This window comes from Idiomarina sp. UBA4206, from assembly GCF_002383015.1.
Taxonomy (GTDB): domain Bacteria; phylum Pseudomonadota; class Gammaproteobacteria; order Enterobacterales; family Alteromonadaceae; genus Idiomarina; species Idiomarina abyssalis.
In genome coordinates, this window is record NZ_DFTS01000050.1 from 972 (window position 1) to 1,263 (window position 292).

Genomic DNA, 292 nt, shown 5'->3' on the forward strand with positions numbered 1-292 from the left:
AATAACGGTCAAACCGCTTTAACGAGACTAACGCATCGCCGTGCGTCCGTGGCATGTTGGGGTTTATCCAGGCAACCACTTTTTTCGCAACTTGCAGTGCGGCCCGGGTTGCTTCAACTGAAATACCTAAACTGCAATTACCGTGTTTATCCGGTGGTGACACCTGAATGATTGCGGCATCCAATGGCTGTTCGCCAGAGCGAAACAGCTTGGGAATTTCAGAGAGAAAAATGGGCACATAGTCGGCTAGACCTTGATTCACCGCCTGCCGAGTTGAGGCCCCAACAAAGAA

Annotated in this window: 1 pseudogene; it reads right to left on the reverse strand. The window is 50.7% G+C overall.

The features are described 5' to 3' along the window. Nucleotides 1-292 (reverse strand): annotated as a pseudogene (locus tag B3180_RS10825) (4-hydroxybutyrate CoA-transferase); the annotation flags it as partial.